Raw genomic sequence first — 18,847 nt, 5'->3', positions numbered from 1 at the left:
ATCGCCGTCCTCGAAGCGATGAAAATGGAAAACCCCGTCAACGCCCACAAAGCAGGCACCATCACCGGCCTGACCGTCACCGCAGGCGACGCCATCACCCAAGGCACCGTCCTCACCGAAATCAAGTAGGAGGTACTCGATGACTGCTCTTGCGGAATCGTTCGGCGGCGATACGTCGGCGGTACATTCCACCGACCTGGAGATCGTGTCCACGGTGTTGCGGATCGCCTCGGCTGCTCGGGTTCGGTTGGCGGAGGCGCTCGATGCGCACGGACTGAGCTGGGCGCGCTACGAGGTGTTGGAACTGGTGTGCACACGCGGGCCGATGTCCTACAGCGCTCTCTCGCGAGAGTTGGTGCGGCACAGAACGAGTATCACCGCCACGACGGCGAGCTTGGTGGAAGCGGGATTGCTGGTGCGCAGCGTCAGTCCGCGGAACAGTCAGCAGTACTTGGTGGAGGCCACCGATTCGGGGCAGCGTGCGGTTCGGCGTGCCGAGCGGGCGCTAGAGCGCGTTCGGTCTCGGATGGCAGTGGACAGCGATTCGGCTCGCACGCTCGAGGTCTTGCGGGGCATCGAGAGGCAGTGGAACGCGCGGTACTGATCGCCCGTCGTGCGCCTTTTGCGTACCTATACATGCGCAAAAGGCGCACGACGTGTGGGTCCACTCATCTCGGACCCGCTTCGACGTGCAGTTCGCAGTTGACGTTTCGGTGGATCCACAAGGCATACTTGACTTAGTCCAGAAAGCCGGAGGATACTGACGCTGTGATGCCGATCTCGCCGTACGCGGAGCAGTTACGCGCCGCCGATATGCGCGTGACCCGTCCTCGGGTCGCGGTACTCGAGGTCGTCGAAACCAATCCTCACGCAGACACCGACACAATTCTCGGGCTCGTACGAGCCGGACTGCCCGAGGTGTCACGGCAAACGGTGTACGACGTCTTGCACGCGTTGACGGTGGCACGCCTCGTGCGCCGGATCGAGCCGGCGGGTTCGCCCGCGCGGTACGAATCGCGTGTCGGAGACAACCATCACCACGCCGTGTGCCGCTCGTGCGGTGTCATCGCCGATGTGGATTGCGCAGTCGGGGAAACTCCGTGTCTGACTGCATCGGACTCCGTCGGTTTCACGATCGACGAGGCGGAGGTCATCTATTGGGGCCTCTGCACACAATGTTCGGCTGCTGACGCGCAGTCGACAGTTTCCGTTCCAGTCCCTCCACGTACTCCGGCCCAACGGAGTACGTGACCATCACCTATCGCAGCCCGTTCGTCCCACCTTGGAAGGAAGCTCGTGTCAGAAGACCATGTAACACGCGAAAAAGAGATGAACGAGGATCAGCCGCAGGAAGGCGGGGGCAAGTGTCCCGTCATGCACGACTCGATGCCGATGCCCGTCGAAGGCGGCGGCAACCGTGAGTGGTGGCCCAAGGCACTGAATCTGAAGATCCTCAAGAAGAACCCGGCCGTCGGCGACCCCATGGGCCCCGACTACGACTACGCCGCGGAGTTCAACTCCCTCGATCTCGCCGAGGTCAAGCGCGACATCGAAGCGGTCATGACGAACTCGCAGCCGTGGTGGCCTGCAGACTTCGGCCACTACGGCCCCTTCTTCATCCGCATGGCATGGCACGCGGCAGGCACCTACCGCAAGCAGGACGGACGGGGTGGCGCAGGAGCAGGCATGCAGCGCTTCGCTCCCCTCAACAGCTGGCCCGACAATGCGTCCTTGGACAAGGCTCGCCGGTTGATCTGGCCCGTCAAGCAGAAGTACGGACGCAAGCTCTCCTGGGCCGACCTGATCGTGCTCACCGGCAACGTCGCCATCGAGTCGATGGGTCTGCCCACCTACGGTTTCGCAGGCGGACGCGTCGACGCGTGGGAGCCCGACGAGGACGTCTACTGGGGCCCGGAACAGACCTGGCTCGGCGACGAGCGCTACGCCGGTGACCGTACGAGCCTCGAAAACCCCTTGGCCGCAGTGCAGATGGGCCTGATCTACGTCAACCCCGAAGGCCCCAACGGCAACCCGGATCCGGTCCAGTCGGCGTTGGACATTCGCGAGACCTTCGGCCGCATGGCCATGAACGACATCGAGACCGCTGCACTCGCCGTCGGTGGACACACCTTCGGCAAGACACACGGCGCAGCCGACCCCGATGTGCACGTCGGTGCCGAGCCCGAGGGTGCCCCCATCGAGCAGATGGGCCTCGGCTGGAAGAACAGCTACCAGAGTGGCGTCGGCGCAGACGCCATCACCAGTGGCCTCGAAGTGATCTGGACCCCGACACCCACTCAGTGGGACAACTCGTTCCTCGAGACCCTCTACGGATTCGAGTGGGAGCTCTACAAGAGCCCCGCAGGAGCACATCAGTGGCGTCCGAAGAACGGCGAAGGTGCGGACCTCGTTCCCGACCCCGCCGATCCGTCCAAGCGTCGCCACCCGTCGATGCTCACTTCCGACATCGCGATGCGCGTCGACCCGATCTACGAGCAGATCACCCGTCGTTGGCTCGATCACCCGGAGGAGCTCGCCGAGGAGTTCCAGAAGGCCTGGTTCAAGCTGACGCACCGCGACATGGGACCGGTATCGCGCTACCTCGGCCCCGAGGTTCCTGCAGAACCCCTGCTGTGGCAGGACCCGATCCCCGCTGTCGATCACGAGCTGATCGGTGAAGCGCAGATCGCCGAACTCAAGCAGACCATCCTCGGTTCCGAGCTCTCTCAGGAGCAGCTGATCTCGGCGGCGTGGGCGGCGGCCTCGTCGTTCCGCGTCAGCGACAAGCGCGGCGGTGCCAACGGTGGTCGTCTGCGCCTGCAGCCGCAGGTCGGCTGGGAGGTCAACGAGCCCGACGAGCTCGCACAGGTCATCCGAGTCCTCGAAGGAATCCAGCAGTCGTTCTCCGGAACGGTCTCGTTCGCGGATCTCGTGGTGCTCGGTGGCGTCGCAGCCGTCGAGCAGGCGGCCAAGAACGCCGGCGTCGACATCACGGTCCCGTTCACCCCGGGCCGTATGGATGCCACGCAGGAGAAGACGGACGTCGACTCGTTCTCCGATCTCGAGCCGAAGGTCGACGGTTTCCGTAACTTCCTCGGCAAGGGTCAGAAGCTTCCGGCGGAGTACAACCTCGTCGATCGCGCGAACCAGCTGTCCCTCAGCGCACCCGAGATGACCGTGCTCGTCGGCGGTCTGCGCGTTCTCGGAGCCAACGTCGGACAGTCCTCGCACGGAGTACTTACCGACAAGGTCGGCACGCTCACCAACGACTTCTTCGTCAACCTCCTGGACATGGGTACCGAGTGGGTTCCCGCCGCGGAGGACGGAATCTACGAGGCCAAGGACGCGGCCACCGGCGAGCAGAAGTGGACCGGAACTCGCAACGACCTGGTCTTCGGATCCAACTCCGAATTGCGCGCTCTCGCAGAGGTATACGCCTGCGATGACGCCAAGGAGAAGTTCGTCCGAGACTTCGTCGCGGCCTGGGACAAGGTCATGATGCTCGATCGCTTCGAACTGAGCTGAATCCAGTAGTCGAACACAACACCCCGCGAACCTGTGGTTCGCGGGGTGTTGTGCTGCAGTAGGGGCCGTGCGAGCCGTCAGCGCTGCGCCATCGCCCTCGCCGCCGCCTTGATCGCTCGCCGGATACGCGGGTATGTGCCGCACCGGCAGACGTTCTCGATGGTGTCGATGTCCTCGTCGGTCGGATCGGGAATGCGTGCGAGCAATGCCACAGCAGCCATGATCTGGCCCGGTTGGCAGTAACCGCACTGGGAGACGTCCTCGTCGATCCACGCCTGCTGCACCGGATGGAGAACATCACCCTGCGCAAGGCCCTCGATGGTCGTGACCTCTTTGTCGACGACCTCCGATACCGGTGTGACGCAGGCAAGCACCTCCTTGCCGTCGAGGTGGCTGGTACAGGCGTGACACACGCCGACACCGCAACCGTACTTGGGGCCGCGGACACCGAGTTCGTCTCGCAGCGCCCAGAGCAACGGCATGTCGTCGGGCAGGTCGACCGACACCGCGGCACCGTTGACGACGAACTTCTGTTCAACCATGGGTCCTCATTTCGGGAACGGTTCGAAGTCGACATCGAACAGGATCGGGAAACTGGTGGGGGTGGTATCGGTGGCGCGGGCGTACGCATTGGCGACCGCGGCGGCAGCGGCCGGAACACCCAATTCTCCTGCACCACCAGGATTCTCGGTACCGGTAGGCATGATCACCACTCGAACGTCCGGTGGGGAGTCGCGTTGACGGGCATAGTGGAACTGCGAGTAACTGCCCTCGAGCGGCAGGCCCTGCTCGTAGTGCAACCCGGCTCGGAGGGTGGTCGAGATGCCGTCCATCAAACAGCCGATCATCTGGGCCTCGAGGCTTCTTGGATTGACGACGTGGCCCACATCGACCACGATCACGGCTTTCCTCACCCGAGGCAGTTCCGGGTCCGTCGCGTCGATTTCGACCAGATAAGCAGCACTGGAACGGAATTCGGCGTGGAAGCCGATGCCCTGCGCCCGGCCCGGTCCGAGATCTGCGCCCCAGTTGCCCGCTGTGGACAGAGTGCGCAGGACCTCACGATGGCGGTCGTTGTTCACCGTCGACAACCGCAGGTCCAATGGATCGGCGTTCATGGCGGCGGCGATGCGGTCCACCATGATCTCCGCCGCGGTGCGTACTGTTCCGGAGAACACCGACCGCCAGCTGCCGGTCGGCATCGCGATCGGTACCTCGACGAGCGTCCTGATGCTCCCCTCGGTGAAGGAGTACGGGTCGCGAGTGCTGTGGAAGAGCGTCTGCGAGATCAGCGGGGACGGTGCCAGTGCGTCGGTGACGAGATCGCCGAAGCCACCATCGAAATCCGTGGACACCGCGGCCACACGCTGTTCCCAGGAGACGACCGTGCCGCGTGCGAGCACCGCGTCGAACTTCGTGTGCACCGCGGGCCTGGCTCGCCCGTGCCGCATGTCGTCTACCCGCGACCACATCAATCTGACGGGCCTGCCCATGGCGCGGGAGATCACTGCGGCCTCGAGTGGGCCGTCCAGATAGAGCCGGCGGCCGAACGAGCCGCCCCCGTTCATCACGTGAGTGGTGACCTTGTTCAACGGGATGCCCAGTGTGAGAGCGATTTTCTGCCCGGCATAATTCGGCAGCTGCATCGAGGCCCATACGTCGGCGCGGTCGGCGCGCACATCGGCGACCGCCGAGTTCGTTTCCATCGCTGCATGCGAGACGGGCGCGAAGTCGAAATCGACGTTCAGTCTTCTCTCGCCCGGCAATGCGGGCCTAGCCACCCCGCCGATACCGGTGAATGCAGGCGTACTACGTCGAAGTCTGTCCTGGATGGAATCGGTCGACTCGTCGTCGATCGTGCCGGCATTCCACGTCACGACCGCGGCGTCCTTGGCCGCCAGCGCATAGCCGAAAGTGCGCGCCATGATGGCGACTCCGGTGGAGACGACGGCGACGTCGATGACACCGGGCATCGCTCGCAAAGCCGCCTCGTCCACCGAGGCAACCGTTCCGTTGATCGTCGGTGGACGTCGGACGACGACAGGCATGGCGTCGGGCACATCGAGGTCGAGTGTGTAGGTCTGCCGACCGGTCACGATCGCGCGAGCATCCTGACGGTTCGTGGGGGTGCCGACGAGTGCGAGGTCCTCGTCCGGCTTGGGGCCGACCGCGTCGTAGCGCAGGTTCGGATCTGCGGCAGTGGATGCCAGTTCGCCGAAGTGTGCCGACCGTCCATCCGGTGCCGTGACGACGCCGTCGACGATCGTCAGCGCGTCGACACCCACACTCCATCGGTTCGACGCCGCGGTCAGCAACCGAGCCCTCGCCGTCGCGGCGATCGAACGAACCGGCTGCCAGAGGGACCGGATGGAGTTGGAACCGCCCGTGTAGTGGTTTCCGATGAGTTCTTGCCTCCCGCGTGCGAGCGAGACGACGGTCTTGGCGAGAGGCAGGTCCATCTCGTCAGCGACCAGCATCGCCACCGAAGTGGTCAAACCCTGTCCGATCTCGGCGCGTGGCAACGCGCAGTGCACGGATCCGTCCCCGCGGACCTCGAGAATCACCAGGTTCGAATCTGCGGGTAGTGCGGTGAGGACCTGGTCGGCCCGGTCTGCCGGTTCGGCAGACGCCGTGGGGCGCGCAACGAGCATCAGCGTCGAGCCGGTCACCAGAGCGGTGAGGAAAGATCGTCGCGATACGGCGCGCCGCCCAGGTGTCGCGTGGGTCACGTGGTCCTCTCGGTCGGGCCCGACTTTACCGCCGCCGATCCGCCGATCCGAGCAATCGAGCGTCGGCCGGTCGTTGCACGAGAATTGCATCGCTGGTTTGTCGTGTGTCACCAACGCCCGGCCGCGCCGGACGTCGTGATCAATTCGTTATTGTTCGTTGCGTATTCGTGATACTCGCCCTAGATCGGTCGTCATGTCGAATCGGCAGCATCTGTGTCATGGAATCAGACAACCCCGCGGCCGGACCGGCGCAGGACACCGGCGACGATGCGGAAACCGGTGGCCAGGGCTTCGGATCCTTCCTGGAAATGTTTCAGAGCGTCTCGACCACCGACTCCGAGGACGAACGCTGATTCGGTCGATGCAGGAACGGCCTGCACACCGAGTTAGCGTGGGAGGATGCACTCGCCGATCACTCGCTACCTCGAATCCGTCCTCGACGATTGCCGAGAGATCGACGGTGGTGCGATCGCGACCGGCAACGCACAACTCGAGCGCGCAGACCCCGACTCTTTCGCGGTGGCCCTCGCGACCGTCAGCGGATCGGTGTACGCCGCAGGCGATTGCGATACCGAGTTCTCGATTCAGTCGATCTCCAAGGCCCTCGCCTACGCGTTGGCCATCGAAGACAACGGCCTGGAGCGGATGCTCGAGGCCACCGACGTCGAGCCATCCGGTGATTCCTTCAACGAGATCTCGCTCGAAAGCAGCACCGGCCGCCCGAGTAACCCGCTGATCAATGCCGGTGCGCTCGCGGTGCACTCGATGATTCGTGGCGATTCGGCACAGGAGCGCGCCGACCGCGTAAAGGACCTGCACAGTCGCTGCGCCGGAAGGCAATTGAACACCGACATGGCAGTCTACGAAGCCGAGATCGAATCGGACGATCGCAATACTGCCATCGCCCACCTTCTCAAATCGGTCGGTGTGCTCGGAGCCGAACCTGCCGACGTGGTGGACGGGTACGCGCGCCAGTGTTCGGTGGACGTCAACTGCGTCGATCTCGCGACGATCGCGTCGGTGTTGGCCAACGGGGGAGTCGACCCAGCCACCGAAGAGCAGCTGATCGACGGCGCAGTCAATCGCCACGTCCTGTCCGTGATGGCGACGTGTGGAATGTACGACGCTTCCGGCAGTTGGATTGCTACGGTGGGCATTCCGGCGAAAAGTGGGATCGCCGGCGCGATCATCGGTGTACTACCGGGGCAGGTCGGGGTCGCGGTCCTCTCGCCGAAGTTGAACGAACACGGAAACAGCGTGCGAGGAGTTGCGGTGTTCGAGCGGCTCTCCCGCGACCTCGAACTGCACATGATGCACGTGGCACCGAGTGGTGCGTCGGCCATTCGCGAGGTGACCGGCGAGGACGCGACGACAGTGCAACTGCAGGGCGATCTACGATTCGCTGGAGCCGAGTCGGTACTGGCCACAGTGGCGAAGGGCGTCGAATCCGGTGGTCGAATCACCCTCGATCTGAATCACGTTCGCACGATGGACGACGTGGCCCGCCGACTGCTCGAAGACGCCGTCGTCGGACTACGCGAGGACGGCCACGCGGTCGACATCGACGATCCGCACGGGGTCTCGGCCGGCACGCCGAGATCCTGACTACCGCGGGGCAACGAAAGAGCCGAAAAGTGGTGATTCGACGGGTAATCCGATTCGTCCGGTTTCGATCGAGTTGTTTGCGGCCGGCGCAATCGGGCATACCATGGCCATCTTCGGGTGGATTCCACGCTCGGTAGCCAGCTCGGGAGGGTGCGTTTCCCGACGACGATTTCTGAGAGGACACCTCGATGACGACAGCCGAGTTCGACACTTTCAGAACGACCCATGTGGTGCACGCCGAGCCTGGAGTCTATGAGCCTCAGGACGATTCGTGGTTCCTGTGTGAAATGGCGGCTCAGGCCGGGATTCTGCAGGGTGCTCGGGTGCTCGATATGTGTACCGGGAGCGGTGCCGTTGCCCTCGCGGCATCGTCCTCGGGGGCCCGTGAGGTGGTGGCTTACGATATCTCGCCGCTCGCTGTGGCGTGCGCTCGTCGCAATGCCGCGGCCCACGCTGCCAATATCGATGTACGTCGAGGATCCTTCGCGGACGCCGCGGCGCTGGAACCGTTCGACGTCGTTCTGTGCAACCCACCGTACGTGCCCTCGGAGGCCGTGCCCGCCGGTGAGGGTCCGCACCGCGCATGGGACGGCGGTCTCGACGGCCGCGTGGTGCTGGATCCGTTGTGCGACGCCGCTCACGACCTGCTGGTTCCCGGTGGGACCCTGATGGTGGTGCAATCCGAGTACTCCGATCCGGGACGAACCGAGGCGATGCTGCGCAGCACGGGTATGGCGGTGTCCGTGGTGGCACGTCGCACCATTTCGTTCGGCCCGGTCATGACGCAACGAGCTCCGTGGCTCGAGCAGGTCGGACTGCTCGAACCATCCCGCGAGATCGAGGATCTGGTGGTCATTCGTGCCGATCGATGACGAGGACGCCGAGGGTGGCGATGTTCCCACGACGTCGACGACCAAGCGCACCGTGGTCCGTATCGTCAAAGGTGGTCCCATCGTCATCGACGGTCCCGTCGAGATCGAGTTGGACGACGGCACCCACGTCGAATCCGACCGGTTCGCGGTGGCAGTGTGCACCTGTCGACGCAGCAAGAACTACCCACTGTGCGACACCAGTCATCGCGCGAAGAAGCGGGGTGCTCAGTCGAGCGAGGACCTGCCGGAGGACCAGCGCGACATCACGTGATCGGCGAGCTCGTTCTCCACGAAATCCAGTGCGCGCATACCGAATACCACATCGGCCTCGAGTTCGGGCTCGTCGCGAAGCAGATTGCCGACCACATCGCGGCGTAGAATTTGCTCGTGTACCGCGTCTGCCTCGACATGTTCTGCGTAGAACGAGATACACGCAGCAGGTGCCTTCAACCTCTGCAGCCCCTGCACATAACGCTGCGAACCCGGCGATGACGTGATCTCGGTGGCGGCCAGGTGCCCGACGGTGGCACCGCGCAATCCGCGGTGCAGACCGAACAAGGACATCAGGTTGACCCATGCCAAGGTCTGCGCGGGAACGCGGTCCACGTACCCGAGGTAGGTCGCATCGAGATCGGCCGCTTTCATGGCCTCGGCCCACAGGTGCTGGTGCACCCGATCGCCCCTACCTCCGCCGTACTCGTCGAATTCGACTGCGACGTAGGAGGCTTTGGCCTGGCCGGTCAGCCGTGGGATGGCCCACGCATGCGGATCTGCTTCCTTGAGGTGGTAGATCGACCGGTGCACGAAGTACTCACGCATCTGCTCCCAGGTTCCCTCGTCGCGGAGAAACCACGAAGGCCCGGTGCCCGAGGTCGGCTCGACCGACAGCGCATCCATCTCGGCGGTCGCGTCGTTTCCCGGCTCGACATTGGCTCGAACGTGTGCCAGGAACGCGGACTCGAGTACTGCTCTGAGACGAAGGAGATCGGGCTGCCACTCCCACGCATCGGACACGCCGACGAAACCGCGATAGTGCAGTTCGTAGCAGATCAGGAGGGCGAGTTGGGTGTCCCTGGACGTCGGATCGACCTCGGACGGCATCGGCAGCAGCGCGGCGTCGCCTGGGGCTCCGGAACTCAGACACCCGATGATGGCCTCCGAGACCGGTCCGCTCGGCTGCGGCAGCACGGGAGTACGTGCGGCGGGCGGGCGCAGGGACACGAAAGCGGTCATACCTGAGCCTACCCACCGCGGGGCGGTCCCAATCGGGCCGGACACGACAGATCGTGATGTGTCACAGTCGCCCTGTTCGGAGCGTAGACGGCGATGGGATCGAGATCCGGCGCTCACCACGCGGCTTCGAATACAGCGATGCGGCCCGGATTCACACGGGCCGCATCGGTATTCGCAGAAGGATCGGTCGATCTACATCAGTCGACGGAGATGACGTCCTTGGCGATCGCTGCCACGCGCGTCTGTCCCGCGGACACCACGCCGTGACGGTTCTTGTTGGCCTCTTCGTACGTCACGACGGTGCGAACGTCCGTCGGATCGGTGAGGTCCTTGATGGCGGCCACGGCGTCCGCGACGTTCAGATCGTCGTAGTCCGCAATCGGTAGCTCGTCGGCCTCGAGAAGTCCGCCGGCGGAGCGAGCCGTGTGGATGGCGTCGGCGACCCCGTCGACTCCTTCGCTTCGGGTGTAGTCCTCGGCGGCTTCCAGTGCTGCGTCTCGGCTTGCTGCCAGTGTCTTGGCGGCGATGTCGCCTGCGTGGGCACCTCGGCCCAGGAGTGCTCCGAGACGGTCCGGGGTGGCGCGAGCGGCATCGAGTGCACGGTCGAGACCTCGTGCGGACCAGGTCGCCGGTGCGTTGACGATCTTGACTGCCGTGCCTGCGGCGGCCTGGAAAGGGGTGCGACGCAATGCTGCCGGTCCGCCCAATGCTTCCTCTGCCAACACGGTCTCGAGCCATTCGACGGTGGCGGTGTGCGCGGTGGTCAAACGGGTGGCCAGGGCGACCACGGTCGGTTCGTTCGCGGCGGTTGCCAGTGCCTTGATGTACTTGGCGCGGCCCAGGAGTTGCTGCTCGAGCGCCAGATCCCCCAAGAGTGCTTCGTCGAAGGGCTGAGCCTGCTCGGCGATGGTCTTGAGCGCTGCCAGTGTGCGCCCGATGAACGGCGACACGAGATCGGGCAGCCCGCCGAGACCGCGAAGAGCCTCTTCGATGGCGGCGGCGCGATCGCGGCCGTTGGCGGCGTTCTCGGTCAATTCCTTACGAACCGCCTCGGTACGAGCCTGAGCGACGCGAGTTTCCGCGATCTGAATTTCCGTGTTCGTCAGTTGCAGCGCGGCGCGCAACTGGGCGATCAATGTGGATGTGCTCATGGAACTCCCTTTTCGGTTGGTGGTCGAAATCGTGCGGTCGGTGCCGATCGATCGCAGCGTTGTTCTCGGCCCTGGTCGATAGCTACCCGTCGGTAGCTCGGGCCAAACAGATGTCGGCCGAGGTGTGAACAGCGACACTCTCCGCAGCGCAACCGTCACTGCCATCGCCATCGCCATCGCCATCGCCACAGGCCTCACGTCCGGTGACGACCATTTTTCACTCGTCGTCGGAGTTGCTCTTTCGCCTGCGGGCCTTCAATCGAGAGATCTTGATGCCCACGGCGGCGAGCACGATCAGCCATCCCGCAGTCAGTACTCCGCCACCGACGAACGCGGCATGGCGCAGAGGATGATTGTCGGCGTAGACGTAACCGACTGTGCCCCAAAGCAATGCAATGAAAGCGATGATCGCCATCATGCAGATCATCGAATACAGCGTTCTGTTCATCTCTATCCGACCTCGCTGTTCACGCCGTCTATTGCCCCATCGACCTGCATCCGATCGTGTGCTCCGCTTCGCCCTGGCATCGCCGCTCACCACGCCAGATTCGGCTGGTGCGCGCCGATCGACAACCCGAATTCGACGCCTGTGCGGCGCATACAACCGAACAACTCCTCGGCCAGGTCCTGCGGCGTCGAACCAAGTGCCGTAGCCCAGCGTGCCGCGCGTGCGCTCGAACGCGAACTGCACACGCGGACCGAACCGGTACCGCCCACATCCACGGTCAACCGGTCGGTGCCGTCGGCGAGCAGTCGGCGCACAGACTGTTCGCCGAACAGCACCGGCCCGCGTACGTGCACCACGGCATGGCTGCGGCCGGTGTCGTTCGGCTGCCCGAGACGCACTCGCTGATCGACGTCTCCCCACGGCCGTCTCAACTCGGCTGCGTCCGGCCCGTGAATCCACACCGCGCACTCTCTTTCGCGCAGCGCGGATCCGACGGTCTGCAGCAGGGATGCCGAAGTGTGTCCCGCGGAATCTACGATGACGACGACCTCCGGTATGTCGTAGACGAGACCGAGGGTTCGCGCTGCGGGGTCCGTGATGCGGGAGGCCAGCATCATCGCCTCGACGTTCTTTCGTTCGCGGTCTCCGCCCGTCCTCTCGGCCCATTCGGGTCCGTCGTGCCAGGCGACGGCGCGGGGCAGGTGCGCCAGGACTACACCGGCATCGTAGGCCCGATGCGCGAAATCCCAGTCCTCGCCGCCGTACCCGACGATGCTCTCGTCGAATCCGCCGATCTCCGTGAACAACTGACGATTACACGACATGACGGCGCTGATGACGTACCGATACGAACGACGATCGGAATCGAGCAAGTCACGTGAGTGCGCGTACCCCTCTCTCAGCCAGCGCGGTTCCGTCAATTCCGGCGGTCCGCTCGATCGGCCGCCGAACCACCTCGCCACGTCCTCGGCGGTCCAGCCCGCGAGGTCGGCGTGGCGTCGACGTCCCACGACAAGGGCGTCGGGCAGGGCCGCGAGCAGGCGCACGGACTCTTCCACATATGCGGGTTCGGGCACGGTGTCGGCGTCGAGAAAGCACAGAATCTCACCGCGAGCCGCCGACGCACCGAGATTCCGGGCCGCTGCCGCACGGAAGCCGAGATCGGACTGCCGCACGACAGTGACATCGAGTGCGGACCGAAAGGCATCGACCTCCGGTGCGACAGGCGACCCGTCGTCGGCCACGATCACCTGAATACGGGAGGCCGGATACGTCTGCGCGGTCAGCGCGGTCAGAACGTATTCCAACCCGCGTTGCTGCTCGAAGTACGGAACAACCACCGATACGGTCGGCTGCCGGTCGGTCGGTGGCACCAGATCCCACCGATTGCCCGGCACCACCCAGCGTCCGTCGGGTAGCTTCTTCGCCGTCCTACTGCATTGCTCGGCGAACAATGCGCGATACAGAGCAGCTGCCTGGGCGACGGTCGGATAGGGTGCGACTCCGGGCTGCTGCCAGGTGTTGTTCGGGCAACGGAGTGCGTCGGCCATGGCCGCGGCGAGGCCGTCGACCGAGTTCTCGTGAATCCAGAGTGTGCCTGGGGAATTGGCCTCGATCTCCGCCGCGTAGCGGCCGCGTGGGACGAGTGGTCTTCGGCCTGCAGCGATCCAGGAGTTGATCGAACCGGATGCCGAGATATGTCGGTGAAATGCGACGGGGACCGCGATCGATCGTAGGAGCTCGTCGAGGTCGGCATCGGGAACGAAACCGGTCGAGTCGAACGAACGGCCGAGTTGCGCCGCGGCGCGGGTGAGTTCATCGATCATGAGCTCGTGGCCGGGTGACGCGGACCCGATCGACAGCAGCGTCACGTCGGTGTCGAGACCCCGCATGGCCTGGAGTATTTCCTCGTGGCCTTTGCCCGGGTAGACGAAACCGAGCACACCGACGACTCTGCTCATGGTGCTGTCGGCCTCTACCACCGAGGTCGGGCTGTCGATCGGAAGCGGGATCACTCGAACGTCGATCGGTCGTCTCAGGCCGTCCTCGAGCAACAGCCGCTCGTGCATGCTGGAGACGGCGACGGCAGAGGCACGCTCGATCACCCGCAGATAGCAGGCCTTTCGAGCTTCGAAGGCGTTGCCATCGGAGGCCTGCGGAACGTCGTGCAGAGTGACGGTGATCGGTGCGCGGTGCTGCCGCGCCGACGCGATGAACGCATCGGCGGCCGCGTCCGCGGTTCGGCCGAAGAGCCGGTCGGTGAAGTGCACGTGAATCGGAATGTCGGACTGGACTTCCCGAAAGTCGGATATGACCGGACTGGCTGTCGCCGAGGCCATCTGACGTGCGCAGCGGACGACACCGTGCTCGGCAGGGCCGGTGACGAGGTGGTGCACTTGCGGCGTCACGGCTCGATGCCCAGCGTGCGAATCAACTCGGAGTGCCGGGTCAGCGCGGCGTCGACGAACTCGGGATGGGTTGCGTACCACTGCAGATGAGCTCGATGAACCGAGTCAGGTGAGTACGTGGTTCCCTCCACCGACCACTCCAGCCGTGGCGCGCCGTCGAGGCCGAGGGCGTCGAGCACGCGCTGCTCGACGGGTGCCCGAATCCCGCCGAGCAACTCACGGCCCGGATCCCGTACGGTGCAGCCGGTCCCGAGCTGGTCGAGTATCCGCTGCGCCAGTGCGGCGAGCACCACGTTGGTGGCGTGATTGATCGTGTGGGTGGCAGCGCGGCCGGCGTCCTCGAAAAGGTCGGAGGCCGCGATATCGGTGTCTCGACTCTCGCGTCGACGCAGTTCATCCAGGCTTGCCTGCACCGCGTGTCGCAGACCCTCGGCGCAGACGGATCGGTCCCAGTCCTCGTCTCGGTCGAGGCCGCAGGCAGCGGCACGGATCGTGCGTAGATCGTGGTACGGCACCAGGCTCGGAACGGCGGCCGGGGCACCGGGATGTCGTACGATCACCTGAAAAGGATGCAGCCCTGCGTATCTGAGCACCGGCCACCGCACGACGACTGCCTCCGGTGGCAAAGCGTCGGCAAGATCGGGAACTCCGAGCGGTAGCGATCGGTAACCGGACCGAATCGGTTGGGTGAGGAGCACCGATGCCCGGCGAACGAGTCGGTCGACATGGGGCACATCAGAGGACTCGAGTTCGTGAACGGGTGGAATGCGCACCGTTCGCAGCGGCATCGCCGGATCGGAATCGAGAAGCACACGCAGCGCCTCGGCCTGACAATTTCCCCAGACGACGAGCAAGGGTCTGTCGTCGGCGGAATGCCCGAGCGTATTCGGGATTCCGTAGAAGTCGCCGTAATGGCGGGTGCGGCCGTCCATGATTGCCCCGACGTCGTGTGCTCGTTGGTAGTGGACCGTTCTCTGGTCAACGTAGCCCCGGTCGACCGGGTGCGCCAACCCCGATTGAACCGAACCGAAACTGGGTACTGGCCGCATATCGCGTGTCGGGACCAGGCACGATCGGCTTGTCTGTACCCGAAGGAAGTCATGATCGGTGTTGCATCGGTTCCGTCCTCGCACGTCTATGTCCGGCACCTGCAACCGGTGCCCGGCGACGGCGCGAACGAGCTGCCGAACCACGATTCGGTCGTGGTGCTGCCCGACCCGGTGCCCGCCCGCGTGGATGTACCAGGGCAGTGGTGGCCACCGCGACTGCTCGATGCCCACTGGCTCGCCGAGCAGACCGAAGTCCAGTTCGACGTTCTACACGTGCATTTCGGGTTCGAGTCCTTCGCTCCCGAAGAACTTGCACGCACGGTGGAACACCTGCGCGCCCATCGGCAGGCGCTGGTGCTGACCGTTCACGATCTGCACAATCCCCATATCGCCGACAACACCGCTCACCTGCGGCAATTGGATGTTCTGGTCCGCGGGGCCGACGCGGTTGTCACCCTGACCGCGGGGGCGGCCGCCAGGATCGAAGAACGGTGGGGTGTGCGCGCTACGGTGATCGGCCATCCGCATGTGGTACCGCTCGAGAGGATGAAAAGTCGGCGGCCGCAATCGGACTCGTTCGTCATCGGTGTCCACGCCAAGACTTTACGGGCCAACGTGGACCCGATGGCGGTGATGGACGCGGTGATCGGTGCCGCGAGATCACTGCCGGACGCGACGGTTCGACTCGATATCGATCAGGACGTGTTCGATCGGCAGAGCCATTGGCACAACCCCGTCATCGGCGCAAAACTGCTCGACTACAGGACGTTTGCCGACGTCGACGTGCGGGTGCACCCTCGCTTCGGCGACGATGCGCTCTGGGACTATCTCTCCGAGATCGATGTGTCGGTACTGCCGTATCGATTCGGCACACACTCCGGCTGGCTCGAGGCGTGCCGGGATCTCGGTACCTCCGTGGTTGCCTCGGACTGCGGCTTCTATGCCGACCAAGGGCCGGTGCACAGCTTCGGTATGGGAATCGAACACGTCGATGCGTCCGGGCTCGTCGCTGCCGTCCGGGCATCGTACGAGAATCGAACGCCCGCCCTCGACCCTGCCGTCCGAGAACGGCAAAGACGAACGATCGCAGCAGAGCATGCAGCAATCTACTCGACAGTGATACAGGAGATGCGTTGAACGAGAACCCACTTCGCATCGCGGTGCTGGCGTCATCGAACTTTCCGGTGGCTCAGCCGTTCGCGGGCGGTCTGGAAGCACACGTCTACAACCTGGTGCGGGCGCTCACCGAGCGTGGCCACCGGGTGAGCTTGTTCGCAGCGGACGGCTCGAGCGTAGACCTGGACGCCACGTTGCTGCCGGTCCGCACCTTGGATCTGACACCCACCGCCATCGCAGATCTCACGATCACTCCGACCGCTGTTCGCGAACACCACGCCTACCTGGCGGTCATGATGGAACTGGCCGGGGCACTGTCGGGTTCGTTCGACATAGTGCACAACCACAGCCTGCACTACCTGCCGCTGGCGATGTCCTCGACGTTGTCGATGCCGATGGTGACAACCCTGCACACCCCGCCGTTCGCATGGCTGGAATCGGCCGTCGCGTTGGCCCCTGCCGGTGCCAATACCTTTGCTGCTGTCAGTGAGTTCGCGGCCTCGCAATGGGCCGGGGTGACCACCGACACGGTGGTCGTTCGAAACGGGATCTCCCTGGAGCAGTGGCCTTTCGGCACCGGCGGTGACTACGTGGCCTGGTCCGGCCGGGTCGTTCCGGAGAAGGGGCTGCACCTGGCGATCGCCGCCGCGAAGGAAGCGGGACGCGGGCTGGTCTTCGCGGGCCCGCTGAGCGACGAGGTCTACTACCGTGAGGTGATCGAACCCCTGCTCGACAACGACATTCGCTACGCCGGGCACCTCGATCAGCCTGCCTTGGCGGCGTTGGTGGCCGGCGCCGAGGTCGCCCTGGTCACGCCCGTGTGGTCGGAGCCGTACGGATTGGTGGTGGCCGAAGCACTGGCGTGCGGCACGCCCGTTGCAGCCTTCGCCAGGGGCGGGATACCAGAGATCGTCGATGGTTCCTCGGCCGTCCTCGTCCCGGCAGACGACGTCCACGGCCTGGCCGAGGCAATTCCGCGAGCGGCCGCCCTGAACCGGCGAGACGTCAGAGCCAGAGCCGAGCAGATGTGTTCGATGGATCGAATGGTCGACGAGTACGAGGCCCTGTACCGCTCGACGCTCGAGGCGTCCGTCGACCCGATCGACGAGCGCCTCGCGATCGCATGATCGGCTATTACGCGCACCACCACGGCGTCGGTCACATCACCCGCGCCGATGCGATCGCCCGTTCGATGGCGCAGTCGATGACCGTTCTGTCCTCGCGCTCGCGGCCGGCGCGCCATGCCGCGTCCGAGTGGATCGAGCTACCGATCGATGTGAACGAGTTCGCGGAAGATTCGGCAGCGCAGAACAGTTCGGCGGACGGTCTGCTGCACTGGGCTCCCCACGATGTGGACGGATTGACCGACCGAATGGCCGTCATCGCGCAGTGGGTGACCCGTGAGAGACCGTCGGCTGTGGTGGTCGACGTCTCGGTGGAAGTAGCGATGTTTCTGCGTCTGATGGGTGTTCGGGTCATCGTCATGGCCATACCGGGGGAGCGGTCGGATCCTGTCCACGCCCTGGCGTACCGGGCGGCGACCCATATCATCGCGCCCTGGTCGCGGCAGGTCTACGATCCGGTCTGGCTGCGCCCATACGCCGACAAGATCACGTTCTCGGGCTCGATCAGCCGATTCGCCGATCGCGAGCGAACAGGGGAGCGCACGGGAGATACTGTCGTGGTTCTGGGGGCGGCGGGCGGTACCTCGTTGACCCGCGATCTGGTGGCCTCGTGGTCAGCGGTGGACGCCCGCTTCGAGTTTCGCGCACTCGGGGTCGCGGGCGGCGACTGGGTGGACGATGTCTGGCCGCTGTTGTGCACCGCGGCACTCGTCGTGACGCATGCTGGGCAGAATGCCGTCGCCGATCTCGCCGCGTCGTGCGCGCCGGCCATCGTGGTGCCACAGTCTCGGCCCTTCGGTGAGCAGGACGCCACCGGGCGGGCGTTGGCTCACCGCGCTGTCGCCGATGTGCTCGACGAGTGGCCGTCCGTCGCCCACTGGTGCAGCGCGGCCACCCGTGCACTCGAACTCGGTGGCCACCGATGGGCCGCATTGCAGACCGGGGGCGCACCTGCACGAGCGGCCCTGGCCATCGAACAGTCCGCGCCTCGACGGACTCGGCCGTGAAGGTCATCGCGGTCACCGTGGTCTCGGGCCGACACGATCACCTCGCCGCTCAGGTGCGCGGCCTGCAGAACTCCACGGTGGAACCGGCCGAGCACGTCGTGGTGTCCATGGGCGACAACGACATTGCCGATGTCCTCGCCCGGTCCGGTTCGCGTGCAGTGTGTGTCGAGATGCCTGCGGAGAATCCGCTGCCGTTGGCGCGGGCCCGCAACATCGGTGCTGCAGCAGCTGTCGAGCGCGGTGCCGAGTTGCTGGTGTTTCTCGACGTCGACTGCATTCCCGGCCCGGAGTTGATCGAGCGGTACCACTGCGCTGCAACGACACTTGGCAACCGAGGCGCCCTGCTCTGCGGTCCGGTGACCTACTTGAAGGATGCGGACGTCGGCACCGAGGGTGCGGCTCTGGCTCTGCTGACCGCCCCGCACCCCGCGCGCCCGAATCCGCCGGTCGGAACCGTGGAGTTCGGCGAGAACTTCGATCTGTTCTGGTCGCTGTCCTTCGCGATCGACAGTGCGACCTGGAGCGAACTCGGCGGCTTCTGCGAGGCCTACACCGGCTACGGCGGTGAGGACACCGACTT

At 65.0% G+C, this 18,847-nt stretch carries 19 protein-coding genes; 12 read left to right on the top strand and 7 right to left on the bottom strand.

Features of this window, described 5'->3' with window-relative positions:
* The 4 genes from J1M87_RS29130 to katG all read left to right on the top strand — a co-directional run.
* On the top strand, nt 1-129 hold a 129-nt coding region (locus tag J1M87_RS29130), incomplete at its 5' end, for a biotin/lipoyl-containing protein (RefSeq protein ID WP_206491951.1).
* A gap of 10 nt (nt 130-139) precedes the next feature.
* Nucleotides 140-604 (top strand): MarR family transcriptional regulator, encoded by a 465-nt coding sequence (locus J1M87_RS24080; protein ID WP_206492304.1) that lies wholly within the window; start codon nt 140-142, stop codon nt 602-604.
* A 167-nt stretch (nt 605-771) separates the two neighbouring features.
* Nucleotides 772-1,251, top strand: coding sequence for a Fur family transcriptional regulator (locus J1M87_RS24075; protein WP_206492303.1), 480 nt, complete (start codon nt 772-774; stop codon nt 1,249-1,251).
* Nucleotides 1,252-1,296: 45 nt separating this feature from the next.
* The gene (katG, locus tag J1M87_RS24070; RefSeq protein WP_206492302.1) at nt 1,297-3,525 is read left to right on the top strand and encodes a catalase/peroxidase HPI; all 2,229 of its coding nucleotides are present in this window, start codon (nt 1,297-1,299) and stop codon (nt 3,523-3,525) included.
* 77 nt (nt 3,526-3,602) lie between these two features.
* Here katG and J1M87_RS24065 read toward each other — a convergent pair whose 3' ends face one another.
* Both J1M87_RS24065 and J1M87_RS24060 read right to left on the bottom strand, forming a co-directional pair.
* Nucleotides 3,603-4,067 (bottom strand): (2Fe-2S)-binding protein, encoded by a 465-nt coding sequence (locus J1M87_RS24065; RefSeq protein ID WP_206492301.1) that lies wholly within the window; start codon nt 4,065-4,067, stop codon nt 3,603-3,605.
* Between the two features lie 6 nt (nt 4,068-4,073).
* The gene (locus J1M87_RS24060; RefSeq protein WP_206492300.1) at nt 4,074-6,254 is read right to left on the bottom strand and encodes a molybdopterin cofactor-binding domain-containing protein; all 2,181 of its coding nucleotides are present in this window, start codon (nt 6,252-6,254) and stop codon (nt 4,074-4,076) included.
* Nucleotides 6,255-6,472: 218 nt separating this feature from the next.
* Between J1M87_RS24060 and J1M87_RS29125 the strand changes: the two genes are divergently transcribed.
* The 4 genes from J1M87_RS29125 (at nt 6,473) to J1M87_RS24045 (ending at nt 9,002) form a co-directional block, all read left to right on the top strand.
* Nucleotides 6,473-6,607 (top strand): hypothetical protein, encoded by a 135-nt coding sequence (locus tag J1M87_RS29125; RefSeq protein WP_274611076.1) that lies wholly within the window; start codon nt 6,473-6,475, stop codon nt 6,605-6,607.
* 46 nt (nt 6,608-6,653) lie between these two features.
* Nucleotides 6,654-7,859 carry a glutaminase A gene (gene glsA / locus J1M87_RS24055; RefSeq protein WP_206492299.1) on the top strand — a complete coding sequence of 402 codons (1,206 nt, stop codon included), beginning with the start codon at nt 6,654-6,656 and terminating at the stop codon, nt 7,857-7,859.
* A gap of 188 nt (nt 7,860-8,047) precedes the next feature.
* Entirely contained in the window at nt 8,048-8,731 is a 684-nt protein-coding gene (locus J1M87_RS24050; protein ID WP_206492298.1) for a HemK2/MTQ2 family protein methyltransferase, read from the top strand.
* The gene (locus J1M87_RS24045; protein WP_206492297.1) at nt 8,718-9,002 is read left to right on the top strand and encodes a CDGSH iron-sulfur domain-containing protein; all 285 of its coding nucleotides are present in this window, start codon (nt 8,718-8,720) and stop codon (nt 9,000-9,002) included. The genes J1M87_RS24050 and J1M87_RS24045 overlap by 14 nt, the downstream gene beginning before the upstream one ends.
* Here the strand turns inward: J1M87_RS24045 and J1M87_RS24040 are convergent.
* The 5 genes from J1M87_RS24040 to J1M87_RS24020 all read right to left on the bottom strand — a co-directional run bounded on the left by J1M87_RS24040 (nt 8,957) and on the right by J1M87_RS24020 (nt 14,903).
* Nucleotides 8,957-9,964 carry an iron-containing redox enzyme family protein gene (locus J1M87_RS24040; RefSeq protein ID WP_206492296.1) on the bottom strand — a complete coding sequence of 336 codons (1,008 nt, stop codon included), beginning with the start codon at nt 9,962-9,964 and terminating at the stop codon, nt 8,957-8,959. The genes J1M87_RS24045 and J1M87_RS24040 overlap by 46 nt on opposite strands.
* 197 nt (nt 9,965-10,161) lie before the next feature.
* On the bottom strand, nt 10,162-11,115 hold the full coding sequence (locus J1M87_RS24035) for a ferritin-like domain-containing protein (RefSeq protein WP_206492295.1): 954 nt from the start codon (nt 11,113-11,115) through the stop codon (nt 10,162-10,164).
* 217 nt (nt 11,116-11,332) lie between these two features.
* Entirely contained in the window at nt 11,333-11,563 is a 231-nt protein-coding gene (locus J1M87_RS24030) for a hypothetical protein (RefSeq protein ID WP_206492294.1), read from the bottom strand.
* A gap of 86 nt (nt 11,564-11,649) precedes the next feature.
* The gene (locus tag J1M87_RS29335) at nt 11,650-13,971 is read right to left on the bottom strand and encodes a glycosyltransferase (RefSeq protein ID WP_307830919.1); all 2,322 of its coding nucleotides are present in this window, start codon (nt 13,969-13,971) and stop codon (nt 11,650-11,652) included.
* Nucleotides 13,968-14,903, bottom strand: coding sequence for a WcbI family polysaccharide biosynthesis putative acetyltransferase (locus J1M87_RS24020; RefSeq protein ID WP_206492293.1), 936 nt, complete (start codon nt 14,901-14,903; stop codon nt 13,968-13,970). The genes J1M87_RS29335 and J1M87_RS24020 overlap by 4 nt, the downstream gene beginning before the upstream one ends.
* 168 nt (nt 14,904-15,071) lie before the next feature.
* Here J1M87_RS24020 and J1M87_RS24015 point away from each other — a divergent pair, with 168 nt between their 5' ends.
* From J1M87_RS24015 to J1M87_RS24000, 4 genes are all read left to right on the top strand, one after another.
* Nucleotides 15,072-16,157, top strand: coding sequence for a glycosyltransferase (locus tag J1M87_RS24015; protein ID WP_206492292.1), 1,086 nt, complete (start codon nt 15,072-15,074; stop codon nt 16,155-16,157).
* On the top strand, nt 16,154-17,263 hold the full coding sequence (locus tag J1M87_RS24010) for a glycosyltransferase (protein WP_206492291.1): 1,110 nt from the start codon (nt 16,154-16,156) through the stop codon (nt 17,261-17,263). Before J1M87_RS24015 ends, J1M87_RS24010 begins: the two co-directional genes overlap by 4 nt.
* On the top strand, nt 17,260-18,267 hold the full coding sequence (locus tag J1M87_RS24005) for a glycosyltransferase (protein ID WP_206492290.1): 1,008 nt from the start codon (nt 17,260-17,262) through the stop codon (nt 18,265-18,267). Before J1M87_RS24010 ends, J1M87_RS24005 begins: the two co-directional genes overlap by 4 nt.
* Nucleotides 18,264-18,847 (top strand): glycosyltransferase family 2 protein (locus J1M87_RS24000; protein WP_206492289.1); only part of this gene is annotated, 584 nt, incomplete at its 3' end. The genes J1M87_RS24005 and J1M87_RS24000, both read left to right, overlap by 4 nt.

The sequence above is a fragment of the Rhodococcus sp. KRD162 genome, assembly GCF_017168335.1.
In the GTDB taxonomy this organism is placed as follows: domain Bacteria; phylum Actinomycetota; class Actinomycetes; order Mycobacteriales; family Mycobacteriaceae; genus Rhodococcoides.
The sequence above is the reverse complement of the archived record's forward strand: the minus strand, read 5'-3'. Positions and strand labels throughout refer to the sequence as shown.

Coding starts and splice junctions, on each gene's coding strand:
- J1M87_RS24015 (WP_206492292.1), top strand. CDS start 15,072: ATGATCGGTGTTGCATCGGTTCCGTCCTCGCACGTCTATGTCCGGCAC.
- J1M87_RS24050 (WP_206492298.1), top strand. CDS start 8,048: ATGACGACAGCCGAGTTCGACACTTTCAGAACGACCCATGTGGTGCAC.
- J1M87_RS24005 (WP_206492290.1), top strand. CDS start 17,260: ATGATCGGCTATTACGCGCACCACCACGGCGTCGGTCACATCACCCGC.
- J1M87_RS24020 (WP_206492293.1), bottom strand. CDS start 14,903: ATGGACGGCCGCACCCGCCATTACGGCGACTTCTACGGAATCCCGAAT.
- J1M87_RS24075 (WP_206492303.1), top strand. CDS start 772: ATGCCGATCTCGCCGTACGCGGAGCAGTTACGCGCCGCCGATATGCGC.
- J1M87_RS24030 (WP_206492294.1), bottom strand. CDS start 11,563: ATGAACAGAACGCTGTATTCGATGATCTGCATGATGGCGATCATCGCT.
- J1M87_RS24040 (WP_206492296.1), bottom strand. CDS start 9,964: ATGACCGCTTTCGTGTCCCTGCGCCCGCCCGCCGCACGTACTCCCGTG.
- J1M87_RS29125 (WP_274611076.1), top strand. CDS start 6,473: ATGGAATCAGACAACCCCGCGGCCGGACCGGCGCAGGACACCGGCGAC.
- J1M87_RS24080 (WP_206492304.1), top strand. CDS start 140: ATGACTGCTCTTGCGGAATCGTTCGGCGGCGATACGTCGGCGGTACAT.
- J1M87_RS24035 (WP_206492295.1), bottom strand. CDS start 11,115: ATGAGCACATCCACATTGATCGCCCAGTTGCGCGCCGCGCTGCAACTG.
- glsA (WP_206492299.1), top strand. CDS start 6,654: ATGCACTCGCCGATCACTCGCTACCTCGAATCCGTCCTCGACGATTGC.
- J1M87_RS24065 (WP_206492301.1), bottom strand. CDS start 4,067: ATGGTTGAACAGAAGTTCGTCGTCAACGGTGCCGCGGTGTCGGTCGAC.